A 23050-nucleotide genomic window follows, 5' to 3' on the forward strand; every position below is an offset into this window, starting at 1 on the left:
CCGACGCTGCGACGACGCAGCAAGCCGGAATCTGGTCGGAGGAGAGGAATCGTGAAACGCTTTTTCCTGATGTGCGTCGCCCTGATGGGGCTTTGGGGGTGCAGCAGCGTGAAGATCGACGAATACCGTGCCGAAACGCCCGTGCTCGAGCTGCGCGACTACTTCGACGGCACGATCGACGCCTGGGGCATGTTCCAGGACCGCTCGGGCAAGGTGGTCAAGCGCTTCCACGTGCTCATCGAGGCGAGCTGGCAGGGTGACACCGGCACGCTCGACGAACAGTTCACCTACTCCGACGGCACGACCCAGCGCCGCGTGTGGACGATCACGCGCCTCGGTCCCGGGCGCTACAGCGGCCGTGCCGACGACGTGGTCGGCGAGGCCGCCGGCGAGGCGGCCGGCAACGCGCTGCGCTGGCGCTACGTGCTGGCGCTGCCGGTGGATGGCAAGGTGTACAACGTCGACTTCGACGACTGGATGTTCCTGATGGACGAGCAGGTCATGCTCAACCGCTCGCTGATGAGCAAGTGGGGCTTCCGCCTCGGCGAGGTCACGCTGTCCTTCCACAAGAGGCCGCGCCCGTGACCGCACCGGCTGCCCGCCGCGGCGGGTTCGCGCCGCTCAACACGCCGATCCGCGAATGGGCGGGGCGGCGGGTGTGGATCGTCGGTGCGTCCTCGGGCATCGGCGAGGCGCTCGCGCTCGCGCTCGCCCGCAGGGGCGCGCGCCTCGCGCTCTCCGCGCGCGGGCGCGAGCGCCTCGAGGCGGTGTGCGCGGCCTGCGACGCGGCTGCCGGCGCGGGCCCGACCGCCGGGGACGCGGGCGCGCTCGCGAATGCGGCCGTCGAGCCTGCGCACCGCGCCGAGTCGCCCGCTTCCGCCGGAGTGCTCGCGCTTGCGCTCGACTTGTCGCGCGCGGGCGAGATCGAACGGGCGCGCGACCGGCTGCTCGCCGCCTGGGGCGGCATCGATCTCGTGGTCTTCAACGCCGGCACCTACCGCCCGTTGCGCGCCTGGGAGCTCACTGCGGAGGCCGTGCGCGAGACGCTGGAGACCAACCTCGTCGGCACCATGAGCGGCACCGCGGCAGTCCTGCCGACCCTGCTCGCGCAGGGTCACGGCGCCATCGCGCTGGTCGGCAGCGTCGCCGGCTACGGCGGACTGCCGAAGGCGCTCGTCTACGGCCCGTCCAAGGCGGCGCTGATCAACTTCGCCGAGGTCCTCCACCTCGACCTGTCGCCGCGCGGCATCGGCGTCTTCCTGATCGACCCCGGCTTCGTCGCCACGCCGCTGACCGCGCAGAACGACTTCGCCATGCCCGCGCTGCAGACGCCCGAGCAGGCGGCCGCTGCGATCGTCGACGGCTTCGCGCGCGGCGACTTCGAGATCCACTTCCCGAAGCGCTTCACGCGCGCGCTCAAGCTCCTGCAGCTGCTGCCGCGGCCGCTGTATTTCGCGCTGATCCGCCGCGCAACGGGCCTGTAGGGCTTGCCGCCATGACCGACCCGAAGCCTCCGGAGCACCTTCCATCGAGCGCCGCTTCGGCGGAACTCGTACGGCAATCTCCCGCCCGGCGCCTGGCGCGCTTCTACGAGACGTTCACCCCCGCCGCACTGCCTGGGCTCGACCAGCTCTACGCCCCCGACGCGCGCTTCAAGGACCCCTTCAACGAGGTCGCCGGCACCGCCGCCATCCGCCGCATCTTCGCGCACATGTTCGCCACCACCGAGGCGCCGCGCTTCGAGGTCACAGACTGCATCGAGCAGGGCGAGCAGGCGATGCTGGGCTGGGCGTTCCACTTCGCGCTGCGCGGACGGCCGCTCGTGGTGCGCGGTGTCACGCATCTGCGCTTCGACGCCGACGGCCGCGTCGTGCTGCACCGCGACTACTGGGATGCCGCCGAGGAGCTGTACGAGAAGCTGCCGCTGATCGGCGCCCCGCTGCGCTGGCTGCGGCGCAGGATGTCGGCGGGGTGAGGTGTGGGGGGAGGTGACGGGCGCACTGCGATCGCGACTTGCGTCGCTCCCACAGGGGCCTTCGGAAGCGCGGCGGTTTTTCGTAGGAGCGACGCAAGTCGCGATTCCCGCCGCGCGGGGAATCCGCGTCGGCGCGTGTTCCAGCGCTGCGATCGCGACTTGCGTCGCTTCCACAGGGGCCTTCGGACACGCGGCGGTTTCTCGTGGGAGCGACGCAAGTCGCGATTCCCCGTTGCGGCGCGGGTTCCGGCCTGCTGGCGAAGGGACTATCATCGACCCCTGATCCGCTTGCCCGTCCCCTCATGCCCTCCAGCCTCTGCGCGCCGCTGCGCACCCTCCTCCTCGCCGTCATCGCGCCCCTTCTCCTGCTCGCCGGCTGCACGCCCGCCGAGCCGGTGTTCAAGAGCACCGACATCACCGGCACGAGCTATGGCAAGACGCTGCGCCTTACCGACCACAACGGCCGCGAGCGCACGCTCGCCGACTTCAAGGGCAAGGTGGTGACGATCTTCTTCGGCTACACGCAATGCCCCGACGTCTGCCCCACCGCGCTGTCGGGCATGAGTACGGTGATGCAGGAGCTCGGCCCCGACGCCGAGCGCGTGCAGGTGCTCTTCGTCACCGTCGACCCCGAGCGCGACACGCCCGAGCTGCTCGCGCAGTACGTGCCGGTGTTCGATGCGCGCTTCCTCGGCCTCTACGGCACGCCCGAGAAGATCGCCGAGCTGGCGAAGGAATTCCGCGTGTTCTACCGCAAGAGCGGTGACCTCGCCGGCCACTACACCATCGACCACACCGCCGGCACCTACGTCTTCGGCCCCGACGGCCGGCCGCGGCTGTACGTGAGGCACGCCGAGGACCCGCAGGTGGTCGTGGCGGACATCAAGGCCTTGCTGGCGGGGAAGTGAGGGCGCGCGCTCCAAGGGAAAACGGCGGCCTCGGGCCGCCGTTTCGTTGTCTGGGGCCGGTGGTCACGCCACCGCGGCCAGCATCCCGCGCATCTTCTGCATCGCCTTGGCCTCGATCTGGCGGATGCGCTCGGCCGACACGCCGTATTCCGCCGCCAGCTCGTGCAGCGTGGCGCTGTCGCCCTCGGCGAGCCAGCGCCGCTGCACGATCGCGCGGCTGCGCTCGTCCAGGCTGGCGAGCGCGTCGCGCAGGCCGCTGTCCTGCAGGCGGGCGAGCTGAGCCTGCTCGACCTGCTCGGAGGGCTCGGCGTGCGGATCGGGCAGGTAGGCGATGGGTGCGAAGCGCTCGTCCTCGTCATCGCTGCCGGCGTCGAGCGGGATGTCGCGACCGCTCAGCCGCGTCTCCATCTCGACCACTTCCTCGGGCTTCACGCCCAGCTGCGCCGCGATCGAGCGCACCTCGGCGGGCTGCAGCGTGCTGCTGTCCTGCTTCATGCCGCGCAGGTTGAAGAAGAGCTTGCGCTGCGCCTTGGTGGTGGCGATCTTCACCAGGCGCCAGTTCTTCAGGATGTATTCGTGGATCTCGGCCTTGATCCAGTGGATCGCGAACGACACCAGACGCACACCGCGCGTGGGGTCGAAGCGCTTGACCGCCTTCATCAGTCCGATATTGCCTTCCTGGATCAGGTCGGCGTGGGGCAGGCCGTAGCCGAGGTATCCGCGCGCGATCGCCACGACGACGCGCAGATGCGACATCACCAGTTGCCGTGCCGCATCCACGTCGCCCTCGTCGCGCAGCCGCGTCGCCAGTTCCACCTCCTGCTGCTCGCTCAGCATGGGCATGCGATTCACGCTCTGGATGTACTGGTCCAGGCTGCCGGCGGCGGGAACGGGGAAAGTCAGGGCTTGTGACATGGGCTTGGGTCCTCCTTGCGCATCAATCTTAGCACTCGGGGCGTGAGAGTGCTAAGGGGCGGCGGGAGTTCCGGAGTAGTCCTCGTCAGTCCTCGTCGGAGGACACCCAGTCCTCGACGCGCAAACCAGCAATGCGCCTGAACTCGCGCGTATTGTGGGTGACCACGGTGGCGTCTTCGGCCAGTGCATGGCAGGCGATCCACAGGTCGTTTGCGCCGATCGGTGTGCCGGCCTCCTTGAGGCGGGTGGCCTGTTCCGCGTAACGCCGGCAGATGGCTGGGTCGGCGGGATAGCGCACCGGTATCTGGCGCGCCAGGGAGTTCAGCCGCCGCAGCACCTCCGTCTTGCGGGTGCTGCGCTCGGCGCCCTTCAACAACTCTGCCCAGGTCACGAAAGACATGCACAGGGTGTCGCTATCAGGAAGTGCGTCGATGCGCTGCGCGATGCTGGGCGGCTGGTTCTTGATCAGGTAGATCAGGATATTGGTGTCGAGCAGGTAGATCACAGCGCCTCGCGCTCCTGCACCGGCAGCGGCGCTTCCCGCTCGGCCTCGAGTGCGCCGACGAAGTCGTCGTCCACTTCGCCCAGCGCTTTCAGGGCCTGCATCAGCGCGGTGCCACGCTGTACCCGCAAGGGGTGGATCACCAGGTCGCCCGCGTCGTTGCGCGTGATGCTGACGCGGTCGGTATCGAGGCGGAACTCTGCCGGGATGCGGACCGCCTGGCTGTTGCCGTTGTTGAAGACGCGGCTGGGCAGTGTTTCCATGGCATCACCTTTTGTAAATACGCTGGCGTGTGTATTTTAGTGCTCGCGTAGCAACAGCGCAAACGTCCGTTGTTTGTTTCGAGTGGGCGGGCTATGCCTCGAACTCGTAAGCCGACCGGTCTGCTGCGCTGCGCCCTTCATTCAACGCATGAGGAACTCGGCTGGCGTCAGGATGGGAATGCCGTGCCAGGGATTCAGCACGAGCAGATCCTTGTCTCCGCTGATGATTGCCGCGGCTTCGCCTGCGAGCGCAACGTCCAGGAACTTGTCGTCGCGCGGATCGCGGCAGGCCGCCACCCTGCGGAGGATCGGCACGATCTGCATGACGCCGCCGAGCAGACGGATGAACTCGCGCCGGTCTTCTCGAGATACATACGGGTCGAACTTGGGCCGTGCCAGCACTTCGGCGAGCTCGGCCAAGGTTTCCTCCGAGCCGAGCAGGCTGCCGCGGGCGAGCGCCTGATCGACCGCCCGGGCGGCGGTGCTGCGCGGTGCCAGCAGGCGGCTGACGAGGACGTTCGTGTCGACGGCGAAGCGCAGGAATTCAGTCATCGGCGAGCAATTCGGCGAGCTTGTCCTCGGTCAGCCCCGCCGCTGCGGCTTTCTCGCCGACTGCGTCGCAAAAGCGCTGGAACTCGGCGACGTTGAGTCGCGTGAGGCGCTCGTACTCCTTCATCGACAGAACAACCGCGACATCGCGCTTCTGGCGGCGGATCACGACGGGTTCGTGCGCGGCCAGGTCGAGCACGCCGGCCAGCCCTTGTTTTGCCTCGGTGGCGGAGACGGTGCGCATGGTGGCGACTCCTGTTCATTCTGGTGAAATTGAATTGTATGTTTTGTACAAAATGGACGCAATTTCGTATTGAATGAACCCGTGCATGCTGCATGCCCCAAGGCCTTGTTGCATTCGCATGCAACCATGGTCATGATCATGGTCATCGATTATCCAGGGAGTACGACCATGCAAACCATCCAGGCCTCCGAATTCAAGGCTCGCTGCCTCGCCCTGATGGACCAGGTGGCGGCCTCCGGCGAGATCCTTGTTGTCACGAAGAACGGCAAGCCGGTCGCCGAACTGCATCCCTATCAGGGCGCGCGCGCATCCTCGCCTTTTGGCCTGCACCCGGGCGTGCGCATCCTGGGCGACATCGTGTCGCCGGTCGCGGACGAGGACTGGGAGGCCTTGTCGTGATCGTCCTCGACACCCACGCGCTCATCTGGATGGATGCCGACGATGCCGCGCTCGGCCCGCAGGCGCGTGCGCGCATCGAACAGGCGTGGCGCGCGGGCGAGGTCGCGGTAAGTGCGATCAGCTTCTGGGAATGCGCGATGCTTGTGAAGAAGGGGCGTGTCGTCCTGCCGCTTGCGGTTGAAAGCTGGCGGGCAGGCCTGCTGGGTGCGGGGCTGGTCGAGATTGCGCTCGATGGTCGCATCGCGCTCGCGGCCGCGGGCTTCGCCGATCTGCATCGCGACCCCGCGGACCGCTTCATCGCCGCCTCCGCGGCGGTGCGCGGCGCGGCGCTGGTGACGGCGGACGAAAAGCTGCTGGCATGGAACTCGGACCTGCCGCGGCTCGATGCGCGGCGCTGATCGGGGATTGTGTTGCACGTCCGCAACAACCTAGCCCGGAATGTCGCGTTTTCGCGTTGTCATGCTTGCAAGGCCGGCCGCAGGTTTGCAGAATCGCCCCAACTTCTCGCCAGAGAGGTGAGTAGGGCCAAGGCAAGTGCCAAGGTCTCAACTTCAAATTTGAGGAGAAACACATGCAAAAGAAACTGATCGCGCTGGCTGTTGCTGGCCTCGTTTCGGCCCCGGCCTTCGCTCAGTCGAACGTGACCATCTACGGTGTGGCTGACGCTTACATGGGCTTCGGTTCGCACGGTGACAATGACAAGGCCGCTATCAACAGCGATGGCCTGTCGGGCAGCCGTCTGGGCTTCCGCGGCGTCGAAGATCTGGGTAACGGCCTGAAGGGTGTGTTCACCGTTGAGCAAGGCTTCGACATTTCGAACGGTACGGGCATGGGCAACGCCTCCCGTCAGGCTTTTGTCGGTCTCGGTGGTTCGTTCGGTACCGTCAGCCTCGGCCGTCAGTACGCTCCTGGCTATGACTTCCAATACGACGTCACCGCCAGCGCCCCGATCGGTCCCCAGTCGATCCTGTCGAACCAGTCGGGCATGACCATCACCCCGAACAGCGGCGCTCGTTGGGACAACTCGGTCGCTTACAACGGTTCGTTCTCGGGCCTGAAGGTCCGTGCGATCTATGGCATGGGCGGCAACGAAGACACCTATGAAGTTGTTACGGCTGTTGATCCGGTCACGGGTCTGCCGACCGCTAGCAAGCTGATGGATCCGCAGGATGACGATCGCTTCGGCCTGGGGGTTGAGTACGGCAATGGCCCGCTTAAGGTTGGTGCTGTCTATCACTACCTGAAGGACGGCGCCGACATCAATGGTCTGTCCGATGACCAGCAGGAATGGCTGGTTGGCGGTAGCTACAACTTCGGCGTGCTGACCCTGGCTGGTTCGTACCAAGAAGTCGAGGGCATTGGCAACCTGAAGGGTGTTGATGCTGACCTGTGGCAGATTGGTGTGCTCGTCCCCGTTGGCGCTGCTGGCAATGTGCACTTGGCCTACGGCGAAGTTGACTTTGACATCAACGCCATGGGCGTGAACGAAAGCGCTAAGGCCAAGTCTTACACCCTGGCTTACACCCACGCTCTGTCGAAGCGCACCACCGCCTACGCTGGTTGGAACCGCACTGACAACGACAATGGCCTGGATCTGGGTCTGGTTGACTACATCCAACCCGCTGGCGCCACCACTTACGGCGGTGACGAGTCCGACCTGTTCTTCGTCGGTATGCGTCACACCTTCTAATCTGTCACCTAGACAGGTTTGAAAGTAAAAACGGGAGCTTCGGCTCCCGTTTTTTCGTACACGCTCACGACATCAACCGTCGCGTTACACGACGCTTTAGCGCAGTGGATCGAGCTTGAAGAACTCGCCTGTTGACGCGCACTGAAAACTACCCAGATTTCGCGGGGCCTGCGCGCTGAAAAGTACCCAGGTGATTAACCTCCGCCGCTTCCGTCGAGGAGCGGGGAACAAAGGAGATGATCACCATGAATCTGCTGGGGAAGGTCAGAAGGCTGTACTACCGGGAGGGGCTCACGCTCTCGGAGATCGAGCGTCGCACGGGGCTGACGCGCAAGACGATCCGCAAGTGGCTGAAGGCGCCCGAGGGGGTTGAGCCGAAGTATCGACGCAAGGTCGTCGACACCAAGATCGCGCCGTACGCGGCGCAGTTGGTCAAGATGTTGGAGACCGATGCGCGGCGACCGCAACGGGACCGACGCACGGCGCTGAAGCTGTTTGGTCAGTTGCAGGTGCAGGGGTTCGACGGCGATTACAGCCGCGTCACCGAGTTCATCCGGCGCTGGAGGGCCGAAGGCGGTGCCTCGGTCACGAAGGCCTTCGTTCCGCTGCAGTTCGAGCCGGGAGAGGCGCACCAGTTCGACTGGAGCGAGGAGCATCTGGTCATCGGTGGGGTGTGGCGCAAGGTGCTCGTGGCGCACCTGAAGCTGTGCTACAGCCGTGCCTTTGTCGTGCAGGCGTATCCGACGCAGAGCCACGAGATGCTGTTCGATGCGCACGCGCGGGCGTTTGCTGCGCTCGGGGGCGTGGCCCGGCGCGGGATCTACGACAACATGAAGACGGCCGTCGACCGGGTGAAGAAAGGCAAGGCGCGGGTGGTCAATACACGCTTTGCGGCGATGGCCTCGCACTACCTGTTCGAAGCGGACTTCTGCAATGTTGCCAGCGGTTGGGAGAAAGGCGTCGTCGAGAAGAACGTGCAGGACAGCCGACGGCGGATCTGGCAAGAGGCGGCCGAGACGCGCTTTGGTTCCTTCACCGAGCTGAACCTGTGGTTGCTGGCGAAGTGTCGCAGCCTGTGGCAGGAGCTCAAACATCCGGAGTACGACCTCAGCCTGGCGGAGATGCTCGAGCAGGAGCAGCCCAGCCTGATGCCGATGATCACGCCCTTCGACGGCTACGTGGAGACGCTGGGCAAGGTCTCGAGCACCTGCCTGGTTACGTTCGAGCGCTGCCGCTATTCAGCGCCGTGTGAGTTGGTGGGTCAGATGGTCGGCATCCGGGTGTATCCCGAGCAGATCGAGCTCGTCGCGCACGACACCGTCGTGGCCCGTCACGTGCGCAGCTTTGCGCGCAACGAAGCGCGCTACGACTGGCAGCACTATGTGTCGCTGATCGAGCGCAAGCCGGGCGCGCTCAGGAATGGCGCGCCCTTCGCCGACATGCCTGCGCCATTGCAAGCGCTGCGCGCGTTGCTGCTCAAGCGCGAAGGGGGAGATCGGGTCATGGCGAAGGTGCTCGCCGCCGTGCCTCAGCATGGCCTGGGGGCGGTGATCGTGGCGGTGGAGTTGGCGCTCGAAGCGGGCCGCCCCAGCCCCGAGCACATCGAGAACGTGCTCAACCGCCTGAAGTCAGCCCCTGCCACGCCGACCGTCGACACGGTACTGACCCTCAGCGAAACACCGGTGGCAGACCCGCAGCGTTACGACCGGCTGCGTGCGGAGGTGAGCCATGCGTGATGTGCTTGCCGAACTGAAGGCCCTGCGCCTGTACGGGATGGCCGACGCCTGGGCGGAGTTGGTGTCCACGAGTGATCTCGGGTGTCAGAGTTCGGGCTGGCTGCTCGAGCACCTGCTCGAGGCCGAGCATACCGACCGTCACCTGCGCTCGATCCGCTATCAACTGCAGGCGGCCCGGTTCCCGGTGCATCGAGATCTGGCCGGGTTCGACTTCGAGCAGTCGAAGGTGGAGCGGGCACTGATTCAGGAACTCGCCACGCTCGACTTCACCGCGCAGGCCCACAACGTCGTGTTCATCGGCGGCACCGGCACAGGCAAGTCGCACCTGGCCACGGCGCTGGGCGTGTCCGGGATCACCCGGCACGGCAAGCGGGTGCGCTTTTACTCGACCGTTGATCTGGTCAATCTGCTCGAGCAGGAGAAGGCGGCCGGCAAAGCCGGCAAGCTCGCCTTCTCGCTGCTGCGCATGGATCTGGTGATTCTCGATGAGCTGGGCTACCTGCCGTTCAGCCAGAGCGGCGGAGCGCTGCTGTTTCACCTGCTCTCGAAGCTGTACGAGCACACCAGCGTGATGATCACGACTAACCTGAGCTTCGGTGAATGGGCGAGCGTGTTCGGCGACGCAAAGATGACCACGGCACTGCTCGACCGGCTGACCCATCACTGCCACATCGTCGAGACGGGCAACGAGTCCTATCGCTTCCGTCAGAGCTCGGCCAGCGCGCGCTCGCGGATCAAGGACCGTGAGCAATCCAAGCGCGACACCCTTACCGAGGACGAGCCGTTCTGACCCGGCGCCCGCGCAGAGAAGCCCGCTTCGGGCTACGCCCTTTGCGGGCTTCTCTGCGCACACTCGCGGTCAGCAACTCGACTACACTGAACATCGGCTGCTCCATGACGAGCAGCTAAAGTGCCTGGGTAAAATTCAACGCGCACCGCTGGGTAGTTTTAGACGCGCGCCGACACTCGCCCGACAGCCTGCCTGCGTGCCAGTTCGCCATCAGCTCTTCCTTGTGTAGCTCGATCCAAGCATTCACCAGCATCTGCTTGTTGCGGGGCAGCTCGCCGAAGATGGGCTTGTTGGCGGCAATGTCGAAACCCGCTTCCAGTCCCTCATACATCGCCAGCAGAAACGGCGCGGTGGGCTTCTTGGTCTTGGGCATGGGAAGCGCAACGATGATGCCGTGGTAAGCGGAGATCATCCGCAGGTCGGTGACACAGGGGCGCTGCGAGGGTGGCCGCGTGTACAAGTGCGCGATGTCGAGTCCCGAGAACTCCAACCTGCTGACAGCTTCGAACAGGGGTTCCAACGGATACTGCTCGTTGCCATAACGACGACTGGCACGCTGCTGCGTGTGACCTGACAGTGCGTCGTGCACTTCCTCCTCGATGCCCACAGCGCGACACGCATCCTTGAATGTGTGACGGAACGAGTGGAACACCTTGCGACTGTCGGTGATGCCCACTTTGTTGCGCAGGTAGATCGAGAACCACGTGCTGAAGTAGCCACCGAGCTTGCCGCGACCATTGGCACGCAGTTCGGGGAACAGCAGACCAGGTCGCCGCGCACGTGCCACATAGTCGAGAAAGCCACAGTCGAGCAGTTGGGGATGTAGTGGGATGCGACGACGGGACGCGGCGTTCTTCAACTGTGCGTGTGCTGCGTCGTCGGTGATGCCGAGGTAGTGACCCAGCGTGTCGTCGTGCCGCACATCGGCCACCATCAACTGTGCCAACTCTTCCACCCGCGCACCCGTGAACAGCGCCAGCAGCGGCAACCAGTAAGCCGCTTCACGGCCGCCGCCTTTGGGAAACTTGCGCTGGGTATAAACCTCGCTTTGAAACAGGCGGTTCAGCTCGTCGGCAGTAAAGGCCACACGTGCTTTCTGCTGCGGCGTGGCGATGGCCCGCACATCGGCTGCTGGATTGTGGGCCGCGTGCTGGTAGTCGATGGCAGTGCGGAAGAAGCCTTTGAGAATGCCGACTTTGTGGTTTGCGGTGACGGCGCTTTGTCCTGCTACCAGCAAGTGATCACGAAAGGCCAGCACATCACGGCGTTCGATGTCGGCAAGCGGCTTGTGCTCCACGAACACGGCGAACGAGTCGAACACCTTGCGATACTCGACGATAGTTGTCGCTCGTCGCTTGGTCGATGTGCGCTGCCACTGCTCGAACAGTTCGTCGTAAGCGGCGGTGGCTGGAGCTGTTGTCGTGCTCGTTGTGGATGTGCTTGTGCGTGTCATCGCTGTGCGTGAGCGTCGTGAAACGCGACGCTACGAGAAAGAGTGTCTGACCGTCCCATTACGCGACGCTTGGCAGATCGAATACGTGAGCGTCGCGCAACGAGACGCTTGCGATCACTTCGGCTTGCGCGCGATGCTGGCTGTGACGCTCTCGATGGCGCGGTCCAGTTCGCCCGCTTCGGCAGCCTGCTTGATCGTGGTGAGCGTCGGCACAATCTCAGCCGTGCTTTCCAGCTCGACCGCGTTCGTGTTCTTGCTGAGCGGCAGCACCTTGTTGCCGTAGCGGATCGCAAGTTGAACCTTGCCGTTTGCCTCCCACCACCACGCCTTCACTTTCTTTTGCGCTTCGACGGTGACGCGCTCGCCCGTCTCCTCGTTGCGCACCTTGCGCTTGCTCTTGCGCTCGAAGCTTGCGCCTTCGTACACCGAGCGTGCCCACTCAATCTGCTCGGTAAGCTGCTTGATGAGTTTCGCGCGGCGTTGCTGTTGCGGGGAAAGCTCGTTAGGACGCTTGGCGGAAACAAGCTTGAGGGTGTTCAGCAGTGCCATTTTCAACGCTCCATGTGTGTATGTCGTATGGATAGTGTATGACCGCTAAGTGCTAAGGGCGACCTAAATCTGTCGCGGGCTGCTCCAGAGCTAAACGCTGTTGGCGTGCTGCCTTCGCGGATGCGTATTGGATCGCGAGCTGCTGATCCTCACGCATCCGTCGCATGTGCGCCTGTTCCTCTCGCGCTACGTCGGCAGAGTCGCTGAGGTATGGCTCCAGTTCTTTACCTTCCAGATGCCAGTAAGGAATGCCCGTCTGCTCTCTCATTTCAAGTTCGATGGTCGCTTTTAGCTCAGCGCCCAGTTTTCGATCCAAAATCACTGCGTCGTGTATCGAGGCGACGACCTGGCGCCCCTTGCTGGTTATGATTTGCTTCACGACATCCATCGCCCATGTTTCGCAATGCTGATAGAGAAATGCGATAACAAGCGGTTTGCTGATGCGACCGCTCTCCGTTCTCAATCGTGGGTTGTCAAGTAAGGTCGGCATTTCTTTCACTGCGTAGGCATAGATCAACGCATCTAGCACCTTCTGTTCCTGTATGAAGCCGCGGATGGGTGCGCAAGTCAGAAAGCGACGGCGATGGTTCTCGTTCTTTAGAATGTCGACTAATGCGGGATTGTGCCAAATTCCATTCTTTAGCCAGCCGCTTCGATGCTCGCGTGCGCCAAAACTGATCGCCGTGATCGCTTGCTTGACGATGCGCTTCTGTAAATCCTCGTGCACGTTATCGTCCTTCCTGAATGTCAGTAAGCATATCTCCTTGACGATCGCAGGTTTGTTGTCGATAAAGTAAATGCTGTTTCTGAATAGTGATTCGGGTTCCGCATCTGGGTCAATGGTTCGTGCTAAATCACTTCCCATACCGACTTTCCACGATATGACGGCTGATCGTATGTCGTATTCCCAGCACCCGCCATACATCGCTTGCCGAAGTTGCTTTCGCACTGACTGCGCACTGATGCCTTCGTAGTAGGTTCGACCAAACGCGCTTGGCTTGCGTCGCTGAAGATAAATGCCGCCCAGCTCGGTCGCGATGTTCAGAATGTGCGCAGCTTGGGTGAGGTCGGTGAGCCGCTTCTCCTCGGTTAAATGCTTGGGCTTTGTCTTGAGCCAATCGATGTAAGCCTGTAGTGACTTTGTGTTGATCGGTGTTGGGTCGAAGATTTCGAATAGCTCAGCTAGGCTGTTGATGGTCGCTGCTTCTGGATAGGTGCGGTCGGTGAGGCTGCGTCCAGTTTGACTGCTGTCACTGCCGCTCAACAGTTGAGCAGTTGCGTTATCAGTGCTTTCGCACTGAGCGATGTTGCCGAAGGTGATTGTGACTAAGGGCGAGAGCTTTACTTGCGAGACTTTGTGGGTGAGGTTATTGCCTCGTTCGACGGCAACGACCAACGGCAGCTTGTTTTGTTCGAGCCACTTATGGAGTCGTATCTTGTCGCGTCCGATCTGTCCGCCTTTATTGCTCAGCGTGTGTAGCGATAGGCTGTATAGGTTGAGTTTACTTTGCGCGGGTGTACGCCCGTTGACGACAGACCTGGTAATAAGGTCTTCGAGGGTGGTGACGTATTTCTTCAGCGCGCGTTCGATGTTTGACGTTGGGAATGCCTCGGTAAGTGCGCGCGATACTTTCTCATCTACTTGTATATGGATCGACATAAATCCTCCTTTCTCATATTTATGCGCTGAAAAAGTAGGTGTGTGACTTTTAAAAAGTCACACGCTTATAGTAATAAGTTGTCTCTCTCTATTGATGAGTGATGATGGGTGTGATGGGTGCGAAGCAAGCGCATTCCTCCTTTCTTTTTTTTGTTGCGCTCTTTTTGTTTGTTTGGCTTTTTTGCGCAGCGCAGGCGTAGACGCGTTAAAAAGCGCTGTAGCCCATTTTTTTGGCGTCGGGAATGCTTGGGTAGCTGGGCGGCGCGCTTTCCGCTTAAAACGCGTTTAAATGCGTCGCGGTGTTGCGCACTAAAAACCAAAGAGAAGTATGAAAAGCTTTGATTCTGCGCTAAGTCGTTGAAAGTTAATAACCCGCTGCTGCGCAATGCGCGGTTGTCCTCATATAACCAAAGAAAACATAATAAATGCGCTTGAATTATTTGATTCTGGAGGGCGTATGGGACAAGCGAGAGTGATGACGGCAGCAGAGGTGCGGCGGGTGCTGGACTACGTGGCAACGAGGCCGCACGCAGCACGCAACAGGGCGTTGGTGCTGATGTCACATTGGGCGGGGCTGCGCGCGAAGGAGATCGCCGCGCTGCGCTGCTGCGATGTGGTCGATGGAGCGGGGCGGATGAAGGAAGAAGTGCTGCTGTCGGTCGACCAGACCAAGGGCAAGCGTGGGCGCGTGGTGTACTTGGGGACCAAGATTCGCAAGGAACTCGCCACCTACCTGCGCGCCTGTCCGCCGCGCAGTGACGCATCGCCACTCTTTCCGACGCAGAAAGCACCAACGCGCGGCTTCACGGCGAACACGATGGCGCAGTTCTTCCACAAGCTCTACAAGGAAGCGGGCATCGAGGGCGCAAGCTCACACAGCGGTCGGCGCAGTTACTTGACGACCCTTGCCGACAAAGGCACAAGCATCCATATTCTCAAGACGCTGGCGGGGCATCAGAGCATCAGCACCACTGCGGTGTACTTGTTCAGCAGCCCATCGCAACTGAAGGCAGCAGCCGATTTGATCTGAACGGTATAAAGCTGAACGACAGTGTGGAGCAAACAGCAGGACGAAAATGAGCAACGTGGTAGCGTCGTTTAACGCGACGCTGTGACTTACAGCTTGGGTGGGAGTTGCTTGGTGATTTCGAGGTTTCGTAGTTGTCGCAGTAGCTGGTCTTTCTGCTGCTGCTCGGCGTCACGCTTGAGTCTGCCGTAAGCCATCAGTCCCATCACCAGTTCGGCTTTTGTTGGTTTCTTGCGTTTTTCGCTCTGTGCGCTTTGCTGGATGACAGATTGTATGCGCGACAAGCTCTGTGCGGAGTCAGTGGCGACTGAAGGTGGGTTGGCTGGCTGAACGATTTCGTTGATTTTCATGGTGTGCTCTCTGCTGTATTTATAGGCGCAGAGATAATAAAAAAGGGTTTGCGCCGTAGAAAGCGCAAACCCTTTTTTCATAGCACTGTTAGTTGTAGTCGTTTAGGAGGAATCGGTGTTTTTCGAGTGGCTATTAGATCGTCAAGTTGGTTGAGGTAGCCGCGAAGGTCACCAGTTTTGACGACAGAGAGTTGTTTAACGAGCTCCGCTTGTGTAATCGCGATGTTCTCGTTGGCAAGTATTGAGGTCGCGCGAGGCAAGAATGAGTGAACGGAAATGGCTGGAAACTCGACACAGCGGCAGCGGGAGCGGATGCTTTGATGGATGGCCATTTGATTGTTGGTTGTGGCGAAGAGTGTGATGCGATCAGCGAACGAATCCAGCGCCGTCCAGAGCTTTACGAGGTTTTTGGTGGCGTTATCGAACTCGTGTAGCACGAGGTAATAGCGCGCGTTCTCGTCCCCTAATTTAGTTAACTGGCATTGACGTTGTATGTAGTCTTTCAAGTCTTTTTGGTCGAGAAGCTCAGAATAGTCCTTTTCTTCGACTATGGCGGACTCACCGCTGATCGCGTAGGGCAGTAGATCAGCAACGGTCGTTTTTCCAGTTCCGTTTGGCCCATAAAAGATGATGTTTTGGATGAGGTCGCCTCGGGCGACGGTGTTGATAAACTCGCGAACACTTTCGTTCGGGTAAATCACATCGGCAAGCGTGGTGGGCTTGTATTTGATTTGGCAGTTCATGATCGACTCCGTGTATAAGTGAGGTTGTTATTAAGCGGCGAGGCGCTCAACGGTAGGTTTCTTGGCGTAAGCGGACAGTTCCGCGTTGTCGCGGTTTTGCGCGTGGGCAGTTTCGAGATTTTGTTTTGCGATTCGAGTCAGCAGTTGGTTATAGATGGTGTCATCGACGTCGAGCAGCGCAGCGACCACATCGACAGTGCCATCGAGTTTGGGTCGAGCAAGAAAGATAGCGTGATTTTTTGTGGCACCCGCAAACTCGAACGTGGCAAGAGGTTTTGCCGTATTCGTTTCAATGTCAGCGAGAGTCGCGTTTTTGGATTTATCGAGGTCAGCGGCCTTTTTGATGGCTTCTTCGCTTTTTTTGATTTGGCGACGAACTTCTTCAATGCCGCCGTTATCGCGCAGCCAGTTTGCGAGGCCGTCATGGGTCACGCCGTGGGACTTTGCGGCAGTGAGAACGGACACATAACGATTGGCGCGCTTGCGGTCGGAGTTGAAGACGTAGCGGATGAACATGGTGAGCATGGTCGTGTTGCTTTGAACTTTGATGCCGCGTTCGTTGAGCGCCGCGGTGAGGTCGAGGCGGAGTTTTTTGCGCTCAGCGTCTTTTGCGTTGATGAAGTTTTCGTCGTAGAGCTTCAGGCAGTCAGCCAGCAGTCCGTAAAGGATGTCGGTCGCGGTTTTGTATTCGTTGTCAGTCCATGCCGCGCAACGCGTATGGATAGCGTCGAGAGACGCGACGGTGGTGTTGGCGAACAAGTCGGCGTGAGCGTTGGTGGTTGCGCGGGCGATGGAGGCGCGAACAGTGGCGTTGAGGCGGGAAGTGGAAGTCTTAGTCATTTGGATTACCTCGTTAGGTTGTCGACGTAGCGGGTTGGAAGGAGATGTCGTGTGTGCTGCGTCGATGGGTGTAGTATCCGCTGTTAGCTGGTTGGGTAATACAAACCACAAAAACGTCGATCGAACTGGTTAACATCTTTGTATGGCTACGAAGCGGCCGCGCCAGGCGTGGCATCTCTCAGGCACCGACTTCACGCAGCCAAGGCTCTACGCGCGGCAGGACTGGCGCTTCTTGCTCTTCTTTCAGTTCCTGCGGATCAGCCCGAGCTACGCGTTGGCGCTCGACTGTGAGCGCGAGCAGGAACTCGCGGAGCGTCTAGGCAGCGCAGATCGAGCGCGCAAGGTGTGGCGCACGCGGTGTGATATGGGGGATGTGTTCACCGTCCTGTTCAAGGACTGGTGGCAGGCACGCGGGCTCTCGCTTTTCGGCATACACACGGCCAAGCCCCGAGTAGTGGGCATCCGTCGCTTGCGGCCAAATGAAGACGCCGATGAGCGGCGTAAGCGTGTAGGTGCTGCTTATCGCCGCTTTGTCGAGGGGCGGTATAGAGAGCAGGGAAACCCTGACTCAGTGCTGATCTCGGTTCCGTTGGGAATGAAGCCTGCGTTGATGGTGCGACAGTTGAAACAACTGCTGGCAGCGGTCCAGGCTGAGCATCCGCCCGAACTACCAGTAGCGGCATACGCCCTTGAGGAAAACAAGTTGCGCGAGGCGAGGCTCCTTGCGTGCTTGCGCCTGATCTACAAGCGCAGCGCGCGGCCCGACGAGGAACTATGGCGCGCTGCGGCACGGGCCAAGATCAGCGAAACGCATGTCGTCGATCCGCTGGCGAAGAAGAAGGACGCCAAGAGTGCCGAGGCACGACGTATGCTGACGATCATGGCAAGTCGCCTGTCGCGTGACGCACTCATGATTGCCGAGAACGCTGCGGCGGGTAAGTTTCCATCGATGGAGGTCGTGGCGCACGCGCAGCCGTTCGATTTCCCGACGCTCGGCCAACGGCTCAAGGTGATGTCGGCGTGGGAAAAGAAGCGCAAGAAGGAACTTGCGCAGAGCGCTGCGCCCAAGGTGGAGGCGGAGCATTGAACGGCGATTCACAACCGTCGCGTAACGAGACGCTTGCGCGTGCTGTGCGCTTGAAAACGCCTATGTAAATGAGCTGCGCACGCGAAAACACAAAAAGTGTCCGCTTGCTCAGCTTGAAGCAAAAACCATATTTCGAATAATGGCTTGCGCGATCGCTGCCCACGGGCTGGTTGCGATTAGCATTTTTACGTTATGTCTTTTGCTTGTGGTAATGCGTCTTTGCGTTAAATTCTGCGCGGTCTTTTGCTTTGTTTTTCGTGTTGCCGCGTTGTTTGACATGTTCCGCGGCGCTGTCATAGCCCGTGCTGCGCACCAGCTAACTCATTGAGCACACAAAGGTTTTCAGCAACTTTGCGGGCGGATGGAACGCATGCTGTAAAGGAAACTGATCGCGCTGGCTGTCGCTGGCCTCGTTTCGGCCCCGGCCTTCGCTCAGTCGAACGTCACCATCTACGGTGTGGCTGACGCTGGCCTCGCCTTTGGCGGCCACGGTGACAATGACGCCAGCGGTGTCGTGAGCGGCGTTCTGTCGGGTTCGCGTATCGGCTTCAAGGGTGCCGAAGATCTGGGCAACGGCCTGAAGGCTGTGTTCACCCTCGAGCAGGGCTTCGACATCGGCACCGGCATCGGCAGCCCGCAAGTCGGCGGCTCGACTGACAAAGACTCCGTCTTCTCGCGTCAGGCCTATGTTGGCCTGGGCGGCGCCTTCGGTGTCAGTAGGAACCCAATAATCCCCAGTTGTGGGAATTGAATTTTCCCCACCCATTTTTGAAGAGGAGTTCAGAAATGGAAGGGAAGGAAGTGTTCGACGATGTCGCCCCGAGGGGCGACATCGTCGGCGGCGCCTCGGCTACTGTGCCCGTATCGGGTCAGTCCGAGGAGGCGCGTATGCTCACCAGGGAACGCTGGGAAGAGGTCCATCGTTTGCGTGCAGGCGGGCTGAGCGTGTCGGCCATCGCACGCGGGCTCGATCTCGATCGCAAGACGGTTCGACGCTGTCTGCGCCAGCCGGCGTGGTCGCCGTACCGGCGTGAGGCGTCGGCCGTGTGCCTGCTGGATGCACATCGGCCGTGGCTGCTCGAGCGGGCGCCGCAAGTTGGCTACTCGGCACGGATCCTGTACCAGGAGCTTCGAGCTCGGCACGGCTACCGGGGCGGCTACGACACGGTCAAGAACGCGGTGCGACCGCTGCGCAAGGAGGCGACACTCGCGGCGTTGACGCAGCGGCGCTTCGAGACCGGACCCGGCGAACAGGCCCAGGTCGATTGGGGGCAGGTGAAGGTACGCTTGGGCGACGAGACCAGGACCGTTCACGTGTTCGTGATGACCCTGGGGTACTCGCGGCGATGCTGGGTCGAGGGCTTCGAGAACGAACGACTGACCAGCCTGCTGGCGGCCCACGAGCATGCCTTTGCCCACTTCGGCGGGCGCACGGCGCAACTGCTCTACGATCGCATGCGCACCGTGGTGCTCGGCAGCGAGGCCGGCCGCATCCGCTGGAACCCGACCTTCGAGGCCTTTGCGCGTCACTGGGGCTTCGAGCCCCGGCTGTGCAAGCCGTATCGGGCGCAGACCAAGGGCAAAGTCGAATCCGGCGTGAAGTACGTCAAGCGCAACTTCGTGCCAGGGCGCAGCTTCCATGACCTGGACGACTTCAACGCGCAACTGCTGCAGTGGGTGCAGGAGGTGGCCGATGTACGCGTGCATGGCACCACCCACCAGCGCCCGATCGAGCGCTTTGCCGAGGAAGCGGCGGCACTGGTGCCGACCGCCAGCCAGGCGAGCTTCCTGCAGGCGATGGTGCGCGACCGGGTGGTAGCCGATGACTGGCTGGTGTCGATCGATGCCAATCGCTATTCGGTGCCGTGCCGGCTGATCGGCAAGACCGTACAGGTCGTGCGCGCCGGCGGCCTGTGGCAGATCCGCTATCGCGGCGAGCTGGTGGCCGAGCACGCGGTGCTGGCCGGTCGCCATCAACTGAGCATCGAGCCTGAACACGGCCCGGGCGCGGCGGCCCGCAATGCCCGTCAGCGCTACGGCACGGCCCCCGCGCCAGCGCAGAGCTCCGTGCAGCACGACGACTGGGTCGAGGTGCGCGATCTGTCGATCTACGAGCAGATGCTGGAGGCCGCATGAATCCCGCCCAACTCGAACGCCTGGCCGATCACCTGACCAAGCTGCGCCTGTTCAAGAGCCGTGAGCGGCTCGAGGCCTTGCTGCAGCAGGCCGCCGCCGAGGACATGGCTTATGCCGATTTCCTCGAGCAGGTGCTCGCCGAGGAGGTTGCCGCCAAGACCAGCAAGAACGTCACCATGCGCACGGCGATGGCGCGCTTTCCCTTCGTCAAGCCGCTGGAGACCTTCGACTTCGCCTACCAGCCCTCGATCGACAAGAAGCAGGTGCACACGCTGGCCATGTGCCACTTCATCGAGCACGGCGACAACGTGCTCGTGCTCGGACCGCCGGGCGTGGGTAAGACGCATCTGGCGGTCGCGCTCGGCCTGAAAGCGATCGAGGCCGGCTACCGTGTGCTCTTCACCACCGCCGCCAGCCTGATCGCGGCACTTACCAAGGCCCATGCCGAGGGGCGCCTCGACGAGAAGCTCAAGATCTACACCACGCCCCGTCTGCTGATCATCGACGAGATCGGCTACCTGCCGATCGAGCGTCAGGGCGCAAACCTGTTCTTCCAGTTGATCAGCCGCCGTTACGAGCGCGGACCGATGATCCTGACCAGCAACCAGAGCTTCGGCGCCTGGGGCGAGGTGTTCGGCGACCGCGTCATCGCCACCGCGATCCTCGACCGGCTACTGCATCACGCCGTCACGTTGAACATTCGCGGTAACTCGTACCGGCTGAAAGAGAAGTTGAAAGCCGGCCTCGTCCGTCCGGAAGAGGCTGAGGCTTGAACAGGGTGGGGAATTTTCGATTCCCATGGGTGGGGAAAATTGGGTTCCCCTTGACATTCGGCACCGTCAGCCTCGGCCGTCAGTACGCTCCGGGCTACTTCTTCAACTACGACGCCGTCCTCGGTGCCAACGTGTCGCCGCAGTCGATCCTGTCGAACAACGCCAAGCTGTCGATCACCCCGAACAGCGCCGCTCGTTGGGACAACTCGGTTGCTTACACCGGCTCCTTCTCGGGTCTGACCGCTCGTGCGATCTACTCGATGAATGCTGTCGAAACCGATCCGAACCCGAACGACGACGACGCTTACGGTCTGAGCCTCGACTACGCCAACGGCCCGCTGTCGGTTGGTGGCGTCTATCAGGTCAAGCAAAACAACACGGAAGACCAGGAAGAATGGGGCATCGGTGCTGGCTATGACTTCGGCATGGTCAAGCTGACCGGTTCGTACCAGGCTGTTGATGGTCTTGGTTTCGTGAAGGGCGCTGAAGGCGACCTGTGGCAAGTTGGTGTCATCGTTCCGGTTGGCGCGGCTGGCAACGTCCACCTCGCTTACGGCGAGTTCGATCGTGACGACGTGAGCAATGTTGGCGCTGAAAGCTACTCGATCGCTTACACCCACGCTCTGTCGAAGCGCACCACCGCTTACGTCGCCTACAACAACACCGAGAACGAAAGCAATACCAACGCCTTCGGTCTGGTTGCTGGCAGTGCTGGCGACCTCGGCGACGATTCCGACCTCTTCACCGTCGGTATTCGCCACACCTTCTAATCTGTCGTCAAGACAGGTTTGAAAGTAAAAACGGGAGCTTCGGCTCCCGTTTTTTCGTGCACGCCCAGCATGGGCGCATTCCTGAAAAAATAGGGGACAGAACCCGATTTCGCGCGAAACGACGTAGATCCAGCGGTTGTGCGGGGAAGGAGCGCGTCCTTGCCTGGGGAGATCTCGCCTCGCGCCCGAATCACGCTGGCGACATTCAAGCAAGGTATCCGGCAACGCACGTCTCGCTCGGGCGGGCGCAAGCTGGACGGGATTGCCGAACGGCTGCGGCCCGCGCCTGCGCTCCGCAACCGCAACGCCTGGTTCGCAGGACCGGGTTCGAGTGCTAATCGGGTTAACAAATCAGCCTGCTGCATTAACCATTCCGCGCCTGCCATTAACACCCTCTGCCTATCCTTGCCTGCGGGTTCCGGTTGCTGCATGAGACCGGATTACAGCGTTTCGATCCAAGGAGAAGCAGATGCAGAAGAACTTGATCGCCCTTGCCGTTGCCGGGCTCGCCGCCCTGCCGGCCTTCGCGCAGTCCAATGTGACGATCTACGGCCTCGTCGACATGGGCTACAAGTGGTCGGGCGACAATATGGACGATCGCGTGTCCAGCCGGTCGGCGCTCGATTCGGGCATGAGTGCAGGAAGCCGCCTCGGCTTCAAGGGCACCGAAGATCTGGGTAACGGCATGAAGGCGGGCTTCGTGCTCGAGCAGGGCCTCAATCTCGATACCGGGACGCTCGGCCAGGGCGGTCGCGCTTTCGGGCGCCAGTCCTTCGTCAGCCTTGGCGGCGGCTTCGGGACCGTCGCGCTCGGGCGCCAGTACCCGGCCGGCTACCTGCTGACGGCGACGGTCGACCCCTTCGGCAGCGGCACCGCGGGGCAGTACAACAGCGTCTACCTGACCGAATACCGCTGGGATAACGCCGTGACTTACGTCTCCCCGACCTTGGGCGGGTTCTCGATTTCCGCGGCCTTCACGATGAACGTCAATGGCGAGGAGTCGCCGGACAACCGTGGAGAGGGGGACGTCGGGGACATCCATGCGTGGTCCGTCGTGCCGCAATACGTGAACGGCCCCCTGTTTGCGGGCATCCACCTCCAGGAGATGCGTGCCAAGTCCACCGGCCTGTACGACGGCGAGACGGTGCGCGTGTATGACGTCGCCGGCACCTACGATTTCGGTGTCGCCAAGCTCGCCGCCTCGTACGGGCTGCGTCGCGCCAGCGCTGCCGATTTCAGCCCCGATTCGGCGGCCGTGAACGGAAAGGACTCCCGCCAGTGGTTCGTCGGCGTGACCGTGCCGGTCGGCGCGGCCGGCACCGTGCGCGCCTCCTACGTGGCGCGCGAGACCGAAGTCGTTTCCGGCGGGCCCGACGCGAAAGTCAGCCAGTGGGCGCTCGGCTACGAGCATGCACTGTCGAAACGCACTGCCCTCTACGCGGTGTATGCGGACATCGACAACAACGAAGCCGCGAAGGACAGCGGCCTGTATGCCTCGATCGGCGATGCGATGGCTGGCGGCGTCGCGGGCGGGGACGGCTACCAGAGGGGCGTGAACCTGGGCCTGCGGCATAGCTTCTGAGTGGGCTTCGTGCGGGGCCCTCTGGGTCAGGTCGGTCACTTGCTCATCTGTTCTTCGTCGGAGACGGTTTCGGGGTCAGCGATGCCCACAGGCGCTCCCGTGAGGTACT

At 61.8% G+C, this 23050-nt stretch carries 26 protein-coding genes and 1 pseudogene; 16 read left to right on the plus strand and 11 right to left on the minus strand.

Going from position 1 to position 23050, the window contains the following annotated elements; all coding sequences use genetic code 11:
* Positions 1-51 precede the first annotated feature (51 nt).
* The 4 genes from TMZ1T_RS05185 to TMZ1T_RS05200 all read left to right on the plus strand — a co-directional run bounded on the left by TMZ1T_RS05185 (position 52) and on the right by TMZ1T_RS05200 (position 2883).
* Complete coding sequence (locus TMZ1T_RS05185; protein ID WP_004330039.1) at positions 52-585, plus strand: DUF3833 domain-containing protein; 534 nt, start codon at positions 52-54, stop codon at positions 583-585.
* Complete coding sequence (locus TMZ1T_RS05190; RefSeq protein ID WP_012584820.1) at positions 582-1484, plus strand: SDR family NAD(P)-dependent oxidoreductase; 903 nt, start codon at positions 582-584, stop codon at positions 1482-1484. Before TMZ1T_RS05185 ends, TMZ1T_RS05190 begins: the two co-directional genes overlap by 4 nt.
* Positions 1485-1495: 11 nt before the next feature.
* A complete protein-coding gene (locus tag TMZ1T_RS05195) occupies positions 1496-1975 on the plus strand; it encodes a nuclear transport factor 2 family protein (protein ID WP_012584821.1) in 480 nt (159 codons plus the stop codon).
* A 302-nt stretch (positions 1976-2277) separates the two neighbouring features.
* Positions 2278-2883, plus strand: a complete 606-nt coding sequence (locus TMZ1T_RS05200; protein ID WP_004303907.1) for an SCO family protein — start codon at positions 2278-2280, stop codon at positions 2881-2883.
* 63 nt (positions 2884-2946) lie between these two features.
* On the opposite strand, the gene rpoH is transcribed toward TMZ1T_RS05200, so the two are convergent.
* From rpoH to TMZ1T_RS05225, 5 genes are all read right to left on the minus strand, one after another.
* Entirely contained in the window at positions 2947-3798 is an 852-nt protein-coding gene (rpoH, locus tag TMZ1T_RS05205; protein WP_012584822.1) for an RNA polymerase sigma factor RpoH, read from the minus strand.
* 85 nt (positions 3799-3883) lie between these two features.
* Positions 3884-4303 (minus strand): type II toxin-antitoxin system VapC family toxin, encoded by a 420-nt coding sequence (locus TMZ1T_RS05210; RefSeq protein WP_012584823.1) that lies wholly within the window; start codon positions 4301-4303, stop codon positions 3884-3886.
* Complete coding sequence (locus TMZ1T_RS05215; RefSeq protein WP_012584824.1) at positions 4300-4563, minus strand: antitoxin; 264 nt, start codon at positions 4561-4563, stop codon at positions 4300-4302. Before TMZ1T_RS05215 ends, TMZ1T_RS05210 begins: the two co-directional genes overlap by 4 nt.
* Positions 4564-4704: 141 nt before the next feature.
* A complete protein-coding gene (locus TMZ1T_RS05220; RefSeq protein ID WP_012584825.1) occupies positions 4705-5115 on the minus strand; it encodes a putative toxin-antitoxin system toxin component, PIN family in 411 nt (136 codons plus the stop codon).
* Positions 5108-5356, minus strand: a complete 249-nt coding sequence (locus tag TMZ1T_RS05225; protein ID WP_004303917.1) for a type II toxin-antitoxin system Phd/YefM family antitoxin — start codon at positions 5354-5356, stop codon at positions 5108-5110. Before TMZ1T_RS05225 ends, TMZ1T_RS05220 begins: the two co-directional genes overlap by 8 nt.
* Positions 5357-5488: 132 nt before the next feature.
* Here TMZ1T_RS05225 and TMZ1T_RS05230 point away from each other — a divergent pair, with 132 nt between their 5' ends.
* The 5 genes from TMZ1T_RS05230 (at position 5489) to istB (TMZ1T_RS05250) (ending at position 9971) form a co-directional block, all read left to right on the plus strand.
* A complete protein-coding gene (locus tag TMZ1T_RS05230) occupies positions 5489-5755 on the plus strand; it encodes a type II toxin-antitoxin system Phd/YefM family antitoxin (RefSeq protein WP_187283026.1) in 267 nt (88 codons plus the stop codon).
* Positions 5752-6153, plus strand: a complete 402-nt coding sequence (locus TMZ1T_RS05235) for a type II toxin-antitoxin system VapC family toxin (RefSeq protein WP_012584827.1) — start codon at positions 5752-5754, stop codon at positions 6151-6153. The genes TMZ1T_RS05230 and TMZ1T_RS05235 overlap by 4 nt, the downstream gene beginning before the upstream one ends.
* A gap of 173 nt (positions 6154-6326) precedes the next feature.
* A complete protein-coding gene (locus tag TMZ1T_RS05240; RefSeq protein ID WP_012584828.1) occupies positions 6327-7445 on the plus strand; it encodes a porin in 1119 nt (372 codons plus the stop codon).
* A gap of 245 nt (positions 7446-7690) precedes the next feature.
* Positions 7691-9181, plus strand: coding sequence for an IS21 family transposase (gene istA / locus TMZ1T_RS05245; RefSeq protein ID WP_012584829.1), 1491 nt, complete (start codon positions 7691-7693; stop codon positions 9179-9181).
* On the plus strand, positions 9174-9971 hold the full coding sequence (gene istB, locus TMZ1T_RS05250; protein WP_004299831.1) for an IS21-like element helper ATPase IstB: 798 nt from the start codon (positions 9174-9176) through the stop codon (positions 9969-9971). The genes istA (TMZ1T_RS05245) and istB (TMZ1T_RS05250) overlap by 8 nt, the downstream gene beginning before the upstream one ends.
* Before the next feature lie 115 nt (positions 9972-10086).
* Here the strand turns inward: istB (TMZ1T_RS05250) and TMZ1T_RS05255 are convergent, their stop codons facing one another.
* From TMZ1T_RS05255 to TMZ1T_RS21035, 3 genes are all read right to left on the minus strand, one after another.
* On the minus strand, positions 10087-11424 hold the full coding sequence (locus tag TMZ1T_RS05255) for a DUF4160 domain-containing protein (protein ID WP_083768690.1): 1338 nt from the start codon (positions 11422-11424) through the stop codon (positions 10087-10089).
* A gap of 114 nt (positions 11425-11538) precedes the next feature.
* Complete coding sequence (locus TMZ1T_RS05260; protein WP_012584831.1) at positions 11539-11973, minus strand: DUF6641 family protein; 435 nt, start codon at positions 11971-11973, stop codon at positions 11539-11541.
* 52 nt (positions 11974-12025) lie between these two features.
* Positions 12026-13633: a hypothetical protein gene (locus TMZ1T_RS21035; protein ID WP_012584832.1), complete on the minus strand. Its 1608-nt coding sequence runs from the start codon at positions 13631-13633 to the stop codon at positions 12026-12028.
* A gap of 475 nt (positions 13634-14108) precedes the next feature.
* Here TMZ1T_RS21035 and TMZ1T_RS05270 point away from each other — a divergent pair, with 475 nt between their 5' ends.
* A complete protein-coding gene (locus tag TMZ1T_RS05270; RefSeq protein ID WP_222702382.1) occupies positions 14109-14663 on the plus strand; it encodes a tyrosine-type recombinase/integrase in 555 nt (184 codons plus the stop codon).
* An 86-nt stretch (positions 14664-14749) separates the two neighbouring features.
* Here TMZ1T_RS05270 and TMZ1T_RS21040 read toward each other — a convergent pair whose 3' ends face one another.
* The 3 genes from TMZ1T_RS21040 to TMZ1T_RS05275 form a co-directional block, all read right to left on the minus strand.
* The gene (locus TMZ1T_RS21040) at positions 14750-15010 is read right to left on the minus strand and encodes a hypothetical protein (protein ID WP_144312146.1); all 261 of its coding nucleotides are present in this window, start codon (positions 15008-15010) and stop codon (positions 14750-14752) included.
* 77 nt (positions 15011-15087) lie between these two features.
* Positions 15088-15753, minus strand: coding sequence for an AAA family ATPase (locus TMZ1T_RS20475; RefSeq protein WP_012584835.1), 666 nt, complete (start codon positions 15751-15753; stop codon positions 15088-15090).
* 30 nt (positions 15754-15783) lie between these two features.
* Positions 15784-16593 carry a hypothetical protein gene (locus tag TMZ1T_RS05275; RefSeq protein WP_012584836.1) on the minus strand — a complete coding sequence of 270 codons (810 nt, stop codon included), beginning with the start codon at positions 16591-16593 and terminating at the stop codon, positions 15784-15786.
* Between the two features lie 232 nt (positions 16594-16825).
* Here TMZ1T_RS05275 and TMZ1T_RS05280 point away from each other — a divergent pair, with 232 nt between their 5' ends.
* From TMZ1T_RS05280 to TMZ1T_RS05305, 6 genes and pseudogenes are all read left to right on the plus strand, one after another.
* Complete coding sequence (locus TMZ1T_RS05280; protein ID WP_187283027.1) at positions 16826-17680, plus strand: hypothetical protein; 855 nt, start codon at positions 16826-16828, stop codon at positions 17678-17680.
* 385 nt (positions 17681-18065) lie between these two features.
* A pseudogene (locus TMZ1T_RS05285) lies at positions 18066-18392 on the plus strand (porin); the annotation flags it as partial.
* Between the two features lie 74 nt (positions 18393-18466).
* On the plus strand, positions 18467-19816 hold the full coding sequence (gene istA / locus TMZ1T_RS21515; RefSeq protein WP_012584254.1) for an IS21 family transposase: 1350 nt from the start codon (positions 18467-18469) through the stop codon (positions 19814-19816).
* A complete protein-coding gene (gene istB / locus TMZ1T_RS05295) occupies positions 19813-20589 on the plus strand; it encodes an IS21-like element helper ATPase IstB (RefSeq protein ID WP_012584253.1) in 777 nt (258 codons plus the stop codon). The genes istA (TMZ1T_RS21515) and istB (TMZ1T_RS05295) overlap by 4 nt, the downstream gene beginning before the upstream one ends.
* 50 nt (positions 20590-20639) lie before the next feature.
* Positions 20640-21359 carry a porin gene (locus TMZ1T_RS05300; RefSeq protein ID WP_049766895.1) on the plus strand — a complete coding sequence of 240 codons (720 nt, stop codon included), beginning with the start codon at positions 20640-20642 and terminating at the stop codon, positions 21357-21359.
* A gap of 469 nt (positions 21360-21828) precedes the next feature.
* Entirely contained in the window at positions 21829-22941 is a 1113-nt protein-coding gene (locus TMZ1T_RS05305; protein WP_012584838.1) for a porin, read from the plus strand.
* Positions 22942-23050: the final 109 nt, after the last annotated feature.

It is taken from the genome of Thauera aminoaromatica (assembly GCF_000021765.1).
GTDB lineage: Bacteria > Pseudomonadota > Gammaproteobacteria > Burkholderiales > Rhodocyclaceae > Thauera > Thauera aminoaromatica.